11 protein-coding genes and 1 tRNA gene are annotated in these 7,813 nt (G+C 38.2%); 1 reads left to right on the forward strand and 11 read right to left on the reverse strand.

Features of this window, described 5'->3' with window-relative positions:
• The 7 genes from NT145_01340 to NT145_01370 form a co-directional block, all read right to left on the reverse strand.
• On the reverse strand, positions 1-1,151 hold a 1,151-nt coding region (locus NT145_01340), incomplete at its 3' end, for a 2-isopropylmalate synthase (protein ID MCX5781340.1).
• Between the two features lie 242 nt (positions 1,152-1,393).
• Positions 1,394-1,465, reverse strand: a tRNA-Met gene (locus tag NT145_01345).
• 90 nt (positions 1,466-1,555) lie between these two features.
• Positions 1,556-1,936 carry a CBS domain-containing protein gene (locus NT145_01350; protein MCX5781341.1) on the reverse strand — a complete coding sequence of 127 codons (381 nt, stop codon included), beginning with the start codon at positions 1,934-1,936 and terminating at the stop codon, positions 1,556-1,558.
• A 112-nt stretch (positions 1,937-2,048) separates the two neighbouring features.
• Positions 2,049-2,537, reverse strand: a complete 489-nt coding sequence (locus NT145_01355; protein ID MCX5781342.1) for a metallophosphoesterase — start codon at positions 2,535-2,537, stop codon at positions 2,049-2,051.
• 11 nt (positions 2,538-2,548) lie between these two features.
• The gene (locus tag NT145_01360) at positions 2,549-2,770 is read right to left on the reverse strand and encodes a NifU family protein (GenBank protein ID MCX5781343.1); all 222 of its coding nucleotides are present in this window, start codon (positions 2,768-2,770) and stop codon (positions 2,549-2,551) included.
• Between the two features lie 17 nt (positions 2,771-2,787).
• Complete coding sequence (locus tag NT145_01365; GenBank protein ID MCX5781344.1) at positions 2,788-3,183, reverse strand: thioesterase family protein; 396 nt, start codon at positions 3,181-3,183, stop codon at positions 2,788-2,790.
• An 89-nt stretch (positions 3,184-3,272) separates the two neighbouring features.
• Positions 3,273-3,479, reverse strand: a complete 207-nt coding sequence (locus NT145_01370) for a zinc ribbon domain-containing protein (GenBank protein ID MCX5781345.1) — start codon at positions 3,477-3,479, stop codon at positions 3,273-3,275.
• Between the two features lie 357 nt (positions 3,480-3,836).
• On the opposite strand from NT145_01370, the gene NT145_01375 reads away from it, so the two are divergent.
• Entirely contained in the window at positions 3,837-4,172 is a 336-nt protein-coding gene (locus tag NT145_01375; protein ID MCX5781346.1) for a hypothetical protein, read from the forward strand.
• A gap of 2 nt (positions 4,173-4,174) precedes the next feature.
• Here NT145_01375 and NT145_01380 read toward each other — a convergent pair whose 3' ends face one another.
• The 4 genes from NT145_01380 to NT145_01395 form a co-directional block, all read right to left on the reverse strand.
• On the reverse strand, positions 4,175-5,851 hold the full coding sequence (locus NT145_01380) for a 30S ribosomal protein S1 (protein MCX5781347.1): 1,677 nt from the start codon (positions 5,849-5,851) through the stop codon (positions 4,175-4,177).
• On the reverse strand, positions 5,844-6,704 hold the full coding sequence (locus NT145_01385) for a 4-hydroxy-3-methylbut-2-enyl diphosphate reductase (GenBank protein ID MCX5781348.1): 861 nt from the start codon (positions 6,702-6,704) through the stop codon (positions 5,844-5,846). Before NT145_01385 ends, NT145_01380 begins: the two co-directional genes overlap by 8 nt.
• The gene (locus NT145_01390) at positions 6,701-7,210 is read right to left on the reverse strand and encodes a lysophospholipid acyltransferase family protein (GenBank protein MCX5781349.1); all 510 of its coding nucleotides are present in this window, start codon (positions 7,208-7,210) and stop codon (positions 6,701-6,703) included. The genes NT145_01385 and NT145_01390 overlap by 4 nt, the downstream gene beginning before the upstream one ends.
• 187 nt (positions 7,211-7,397) lie before the next feature.
• A partial coding sequence (locus NT145_01395) for a 3-phosphoshikimate 1-carboxyvinyltransferase (GenBank protein ID MCX5781350.1) occupies positions 7,398-7,813 on the reverse strand: 416 nt, incomplete at its 5' end.

Consider the following 7,813-nt stretch of genomic DNA (forward strand, 5'->3'; position numbering starts at 1 on the left):
TCGGGAGGCCTTTTAAGTATCGCTTCAGTGTCAAACACATTATAAATCTCTTGATCCTTAAGAAGCCCGTCGGCATGAATACCGGCTCTTGTAACATTAAAATGCGCCCCCACGAACGGCTGCATAGGAGGAATCTTGTAACCAATTGTTTCTTCAAAATATTTTGCGATCTCGGTTATTACTGAAAGGTCCATTCCGTCAGTAGTTCCCCTTAAAGCAACATATTCAATACAAAGAGCTTCAATCGGGGTGTTGCCGGTCCGCTCTCCGATACCTAAAAGTGTTCCGTTAATACCGCTGCATCCGTAAAGCCATGCAAATGTCGCGTTAGTAAGGCCTCGGTAAAAATCATTATGGCCGTGCCACTCAAGCCATTCTGACGGAACTCCCGCAAGCTGCATGAGACCGTACATTATTCCGTTAACATTTCTTGGCAACGATGCCCCGGGATATGCAACCCCAAAACCAAGAGTATCGCAGGCGCGGATTTTTACGGGAAGCTTTGCCTCTTTAGAAAGTTTCATCAATTCAGAAGCGAAAGGCACAACAAAACCATAAAAATCAGCCCTAGTTATATCTTCAAAATGGCATCTAGGAACTATTCCTTCCTCAAGCGCGGCACGAACAATGTCAAGATACATTTCAAGCGCTTCTTTGCGAGTTTTTTTTAATTTCAGGAATATATGATAATCTGAACTTGAGGTCAGAATCCCCGTTTCTTTAAGCCCCATTTCTTTTACAAGATGAAAATCGCTTTTTGTAGCCCTGATCCAGGAAGTTATTTCAGGATACTTATATCCTTTTTCCTGGCATTTTCTCATCGCTTGCTTATCTTTGTCTGAATAAATAAAAAATTCTGTCTGTCTTATTATACCGCTGGGACCTCCAAGACGATGCATCAAATCATATAGCTCCACTATTTGTTCAATTGAAAACGGAGTTAGAGCCTGCTGGCCGTCTCTGAAAGTCGTATCGGTTATCCATATTTCTTCCGGAGGCGCCATAGGAACTACACGATTATTGAAAGTTATTTTTGGTATCTCGGAATAGGGAAAAACGTCCCTATAAAGGTTTGGTTCCTTTACATCATGAAGTTCATAATGGTATTCTTCCTGCTCAAGCGTCCTTCTATATTTATTGAATTTTAACATCTCTCCTCCGTTTATTTTAAGTTCATAAGTTCACATGTTCATTAGTTAACAGCTTTTTCTTTTAATTATTCCTAACGGTTTGGCAAACATGCTCTTTTTCGTAGTGAAAAGCAGAGATTTTAGGCGAAACGAAGAAATCTGAGCCGACTCGTAGCCCCAGCGCTACGTTAGGCGAAGATTTTGAAGTTGCAGCCAAAACATCTGCTTTGTAACAGAAAAAGGAGCGTGTTTGCCAAACCAAATGGCAGGAGTGAGAGTTGAACTCACGACCAAGGGCTTATGAGTCCCCTGCTCTACCTCTGAGCTATCCTGCCTTTACCAAATTCAAATATCAAATTTCAAATCTCAAATTGCTAATAAACTGCTAAAACAAAGAATTAAAGATTATTGATTCATCATCAGATTTACTTCGGCATATCCAAAACAATTTTGATTATGCTTCGTCTTGAAACAATTCCCACCAGCACCCCGTCGTCTATAATGGGAACCCGGCGTATCTTTTTCTCACTCATTACCAGGCTCAATTTATCGATATCCGTATCTGAATTAAAACTTATTATTTCTTTGCTCATTGCCTCTCCAACAGTTGTTGTTTTAGTATTGCCGCTGAAAATAAAGTTTAAAACATCTTTTTCCGAAATCATACCTAAAACTTTTTTCTTATCATCACAGACCGGCATTCCGGAAATCTTGTTGTCAACAAGAATTTTAATCGCTTCATCAAGCGTCTTGTCGGGACTTATTGTAATTACATTTTTGGTCATAATGTCGCGAGCTTTAAGCATAATACCTCCAATTAACTGCAGGTTGAGATAAATACAGGTTTAGGTTAAGAAAATCAAAACAAGCATTGCTCTTTTTTCTCCTAAACCTTAACCTAAACCTTGGCCTGTTTTTTTACTGAAGCTCCAGAATCTCTGTTTTTAGTTCAGGAATCTTTAAAAGACCGATAGTGATTTTTCCGTACAACCAGCCGCCTAGTTCACCGGGATTAACCACAAGAGCTTTTCCTACCATCCGGTTGTCCGGTTTATGCGTGTGCCCGTAAACTATTATGTCATATTTATTGCTTTCAGCCAAAACCTTTAGATTTTCAGGAGAATGAGTCAAAAGAATTTTTTTTCCTCCGATAACCAGCTCAAAAGGAGTATCGTGAATTTCCCCGATATTTTTTATTCTTTCGCGCCACATTTTTTTCTCGCCGTCGTTATTTCCGAAAACCGCAATCATTTTACTGTTCAGCTTTTCAAATTCTTTAATTGTAATCGGCGAGATAATATCTCCTGCATGCAAAACAATATCCGCTTTATTTTTATTTAAATACTCAACCGCTTTTCTAATAAACGGCATATTTTCATAGCTGTCTGAAATAAGCCCTACAAGCATAAATTTAGATTCTATACGGCCTGCACTTCCTTAATTTCGGGGACTTCCTCTTTTAATACCCTGGCTACACCGTTTTGCATAGTCAATGCGGACATGGGACAACCGCTGCACGCCCCTTTAAGCCTGACTTTCACCACTCCGTCAGCGCTTACGTCAACCAGTTCAATATCGCCTCCGTCCATCTGAAGATGAGGGCGTATTTTCGCTATAGCTTTTTCTACTTTATCTCTCATCATTTTTCTCACCTTTATTACAGGGCTTTTTCAAATACTTTTTGTATTTCATCCGGTAAACGAATCGGCTTAAAGCTGCTGTTTACCAAAGGATGTCTCGTCTTTCCTTTTGTTATCAGCTTATCTTTGCTGAATATTTCATACGAAAATTCAACGGAAGCGGGCCCCACATCAGAGACTTTAGTAACAACTTTTATTTCATCATCGTAACGGGCCGGGGAAATATATTTACAGTTGGCTTCAATAACCGGAATATATACGCCTTTTGCTTCCAAATCGCGGTAAGTAAGACCGTGATTTCTCAGCCATTCGGTTCTCCCGCGCTCAAAATAAACAAGATAATTTGAATAATAAACCATACCCATTTGGTCAGTATCGGCATATGGCACGCGAATCATTAATTCATTCTTCATTTTCTGCTTTTTTATCCTCCAGGAGTATGGTGTGCTCAACCTTCTTAAAAAAGGGATTATAACAATATTAATACTGGTAGTCAACCGCACTAATTTAAATTACATCCCGGGCAACACCCTCCGCTTGGGCAGGATGCTTTGGCCGTCTTTTTTGAACTGCCTCCGGAAAAAGACGAGAACTGTTTTTCAACTTCGGCCGATCCGCATTTCGGGCATTTTACGGTGTTTCCTTTTTCAATAATAAGTTTCTCAAATTTTTCTTTACATTTATTGCAAAGATACTCATAAATAGGCATATAAACCTCCCGCCCTTTTGCTTGTTGACATTTTTTCCGTTGCTTTATATAATTGATTTTAAGATATTTTAACTTTAAAAAACATTTTGGCTTTTTAACCCAAATTTTACAATCTGTTGCAAAATTTGTCCCTAAGGGACAGCCCGTTTTCAACGAGCTGGGTTAACCCCGCACCATTTAAAGAGTGTTCAACGATAATGTTTACACGATTTTCATCTGACGCTTATCTAAAGCACTTCATATTTCAGTACTTTTAAATGGTGCGGCACTCCGTGCAGATTTTTCTACTGAAAAATCTGGGTTCAGCTTAAAGACTTATGGTGGCAAAGCCAAGAAATGAAACCGCAGGGAGGAAAAATGAAAGTATTAATTGCAGCCATTTTCACGGTCAGTTTATTTTCCATCAGAGTAATCGCGCACCCGCCTCAAAATATTGACATAAAAGTATCGGGAGAAAAAATAGACGTTATAGTAACTCATAATGTCGCAAATCCTTCCAACCACTACATTGAACAAATTAAGGTTTCGCTTAATAATAAGCCTATTATAAAACAAAGCTACAACATTCAAGAGAATAAAGTTAATCAAATCGCAAATTACATAATCCCGGGGTTAAAAAAAGGCGATAAAATTGCTTTAGGAGCCGATTGCAGCAAGTTCGGAAAACTTGATAAAACGATAACCGTTGAATAATTCTAGTTTTCCTCTTCAAGTATTTCTCCGAGTTTAGGATGCTCGTTTTTATTTGAATATTTTTTAACGAGCTCCTTTTCCCTGTCTCGGTCCAGCTTCTTCACGGAAATATCAATTTTTCTTTCCTTTAGATCTGCCTTAATTACTTTTGCTTCAATGGTTTGGCCGACTTTGAAATGATCTCCAACCGATTCCTCTTTTTTTAATCCCGTTTCAGACTGCCTTAACAACGCGTCCAATTTAGGTTCAAGTTCAACAAATAGGCCGAATTCGGTTATTTTTTTAATCCTTCCTGTAACAATTTTGCCTATTTTATACTTTTGCAAAGGATCTTCGGTAAGATTTTTTATTGAAATTATGATCTTTTCAGTCTGCGGATTTATTTCCATAACCACAACATCAACAGTTTCTCCGACTTTCAACACATCCTTAGGATCATAGACTTTATCCCAGGAAATATCTGATACTTTTATTAATCCCTCAACGTTTTCATCCAGTTTTGCCTGAGCGCCGAAGGGCATTATTTTTGTTATCCTTGCTTTAACCTTTGTGCCGGGAGAATAACGGTTATAGGCTTCTTCCCAAGGATTAATTTTCATTCTTTTTATGGATAAAGCCATTTTTTCGTTCTTGGGATCAATGGAAATAATTTTTGCCTCAACTTCCTGGCCGACTGAAAACATTTTTTTATAATTTGTTCCGGTGTCGGCCCATGATATTTCAGATTCATGAATCAATCCCTCAAGGCCCGGCTCTATTTCAAGAAATATTCCGAAGCTGGTTACCGATTTCACTTTCCCTTTAACAATAAGGCCTTCGGGGTAACGCTCAACCGCAGTATCCCACGGCCTGGGAGAAAGGTGTTTCATCCCTAAAGACAATTTGCCGCCAGATTTATCAATTTTCAATATTTTTACGCTCACGGTTTGTCCGATTTTTAATATGTCTTCAACTTTTTTTACATGATGCCAGGCCAAATCGCTGATATGAACAAGGCCTTCAATGCCTCCGATATCAACAAAAGCTCCGAACTTTGCTATGGAACTAACTTTTCCTTCTATAATCTGGCCTTCAAAAAGTTTTGATAGTACTTCATTTTTTGTTTTTTTATTTTCTTCTTCCAAAAGTTTTCTTCTTGAAAGCACAACATTTCTTTTTTCCCTGTTTGTTTCAGTAATCAGAAACTGGAATTTTTTTCCGATTATTTCTTCGGGTTTTCTAACCGGACGAATATCAGCTTGTGATAAGGGGAGAAAAGCGTCTACGCCTATGTCAACAATGAACCCCCCTTTAATCTTCCTTTTTACTGTTCCTTCAATCTTAGAATCTGTTTTTACGATTGCAAATATTTTTTCCCATGTTTCCTTTGAAAGTATTTTTTTGTAAGAAACTATGGGATATCCCAAATCGCTGCGCAGCTGTACAACAACCACTCTAATGAGGTCTCCGGGTTTTGGCCATGATATTTTATCCAACGGCTCAAATTCGCTCTTTAAGATTAATGCTTCGGATTTTATTCCGAGGTCAACCAAAAAACCGTCAGAATTTTCTCCAACAATTTTTGCTTCAAGGATTTTTCCTTCTTCCAAACGGATCTCAGGCCCCATTATATCAGACATTTTCATTTCTTGTTCCGAAATATGTTCTTTTGAGTTATTTATATCTTTTTTTTCATCCATTGCCTGCTCCTTGTTTATTAACATTTTCTTCTATCTTTTTTCTTACCTCCTTAATAATCCAGTCAGGAGTTGACGCCCCCGCTGAAATGCCTATATTTTTAGTTTTTTTGAACCACTGGGGTTTTATTTCTAAAGCAGTTTCCACATAGTAAGTTTTGGTAAACTTAGAACAGATCTGTGCAAGCCGCTTTGTATTGCCTGAATTTTTTCCGCCAACAACAACCATTACATCAACCTTCTTTGAAAGTTCTTTTGCTGCAGTTTGGCGGTCAATAGTAGCCTTACAAATAGTGTTGTATATAGCCGCTTGCGGATTGATCTTTTTTATGATGCTAACAAAATTCTTGAAATTTTGAGGGCTTTGGGTGGTCTGGCTTACTACACAAATATCACCCGAAAGATCTAAGTTTTTCAAATCGGAACTTTGTTCAACAACATAGCAATGGGATCCGCCATATGAAACAAGGGCTTTAATTTCCGGATGTTTTTTTTCTCCAACAATAAGTATTTTTTTCTTGGCTTTAGCAAGCTTTTCAACAATATCCTGCGCTCTTTTCACAAACGGACATGTTGCATCCACTATAACAAGATTTTGGATTTTTAGTTTTTCTTTCAGCCCGTGGGGTATACCGTGGGTGCGCAGAATTAAAACCTTGTTTTTTAAACTTTTCGTATTTTCAATTTTTTTTATTCCGATATTTTCTAGCCGTTTTACTTCCTGCGGATTATGTATTAAAGGCCCAAGACTAAATATTTTTTTATTGGGTTTTACGGTTTTTTCAGCAATTTCAATCGCGCGGCGCACTCCAAAACAAAAACCTGAATTCTTTGCAACTTTTATGCTCTTTTTCATAACTTTTTTATTTCGTCAAGCACTTTCTCTGAAAATTGCTGGTAATTCTCTTTCGTATAATTTTTTGGCGGGTATATAGGCACGCCTATATTGATTATTATTTGTTTGAAACTAAATAATTTGTCCGTGTTTCGCACCCTTACCGGCACAACCGGTACTTGAGCAACGCACGCTAGCATTCCCACTCCGGGGAGAGCTTTTCCGAAATTCCCGTCTTTTGAGCGGGTGCCTTCGGGAAACATGAAAAGACCTTCGCCTTTTTCAAGTATCGTTTGAGCAAATCTTATGGATTTTATATCAAATTGTCCGCGTTTTACGGGAAAAGTGTTTATCGCTTTAATGAATGATCCTAAAACAGGTATATCAAATAACTCTTCCTTCGCCATAATATGCAACTCTCTTTTTATTGAAACCCCGACTACGGGAGGATCATACCAGCTTATATGATTGGAGGCAAAAATAAAACCGCCCTTATCTGGGACGTTTTTTTCTCCGGATACTTTCATTCGCCAGATAGTTTTAAAGATTAGTCGCCAAGTAAAACGCACAAAATAAAAAAACCATGACGATTTTACTCTTACATTTTTGAATCTGTTTTTTTCATTCATTTTACACCGTTAGAAACAGCCAAACAATTCTGTATATTTCCCAAGCTGCGAAAAGCTATATCTATTTTTCCCGTTATCTCTTCCTTCATCTTATCGTTTTACTGTTTCTAACGGGGTTTACCAAGCTCTGCAAAAGTTCGAAAAATCCGGGAAAAGACGTATCCACGCATTCAACGTTTTTAATCAAGGTTTCGCCTTCTGCAACGAGGCCGGCAATCGCAAGCGTCATTGCAATTCTATGGTCTCCGAAGCTTTCAACTTCAGCACCTCTAAGTTTAGTTTTGCCGTGAATAATTAGTCCGTCTTTCTTTTCTTCAATATTTGCGCCCATTTTATTTAGTTCGGAACTAATAGTTTTTAACCTATCGCTTTCCTTTACCCTAAGTTCCCCGGCATCAGAAATTTGGGTAATTCCTTCAGCCTGAGTTGCGGCAAGCGCCAATATGGGAATTTCGTCTATTAGCCTAGGAATTAAGCTCCCTGATATTATACTGGGGCTTT

This window comes from Elusimicrobiota bacterium (genome assembly GCA_026388075.1).
GTDB lineage: Bacteria > Elusimicrobiota > Endomicrobiia > Endomicrobiales > JAPLKN01 > JAPLKN01.

What these genes read in the sequence shown, in the direction of transcription:
- NT145_01370 (MCX5781345.1), bottom strand. Translation starts at nt 3,479, where the DNA reads ATGCCTATTTATGAGTATCTTTGCAATAAATGTAAAGAAAAATTTGAG.
- NT145_01385 (MCX5781348.1), bottom strand. Translation starts at nt 6,704, where the DNA reads ATGAAAAAGAGCATAAAAGTTGCAAAGAATTCAGGTTTTTGTTTTGGA.
- NT145_01360 (MCX5781343.1), bottom strand. Translation starts at nt 2,770, where the DNA reads ATGAGAGATAAAGTAGAAAAAGCTATAGCGAAAATACGCCCTCATCTT.
- NT145_01355 (MCX5781342.1), bottom strand. Translation starts at nt 2,537, where the DNA reads ATGCTTGTAGGGCTTATTTCAGACAGCTATGAAAATATGCCGTTTATT.
- NT145_01375 (MCX5781346.1), top strand. Translation starts at nt 3,837, where the DNA reads ATGAAAGTATTAATTGCAGCCATTTTCACGGTCAGTTTATTTTCCATC.
- NT145_01390 (MCX5781349.1), bottom strand. Translation starts at nt 7,210, where the DNA reads ATGAAAGTATCCGGAGAAAAAAACGTCCCAGATAAGGGCGGTTTTATT.
- NT145_01350 (MCX5781341.1), bottom strand. Translation starts at nt 1,936, where the DNA reads ATGCTTAAAGCTCGCGACATTATGACCAAAAATGTAATTACAATAAGT.
- NT145_01365 (MCX5781344.1), bottom strand. Translation starts at nt 3,183, where the DNA reads ATGAAGAATGAATTAATGATTCGCGTGCCATATGCCGATACTGACCAA.
- NT145_01380 (MCX5781347.1), bottom strand. Translation starts at nt 5,851, where the DNA reads ATGGATGAAAAAAAAGATATAAATAACTCAAAAGAACATATTTCGGAA.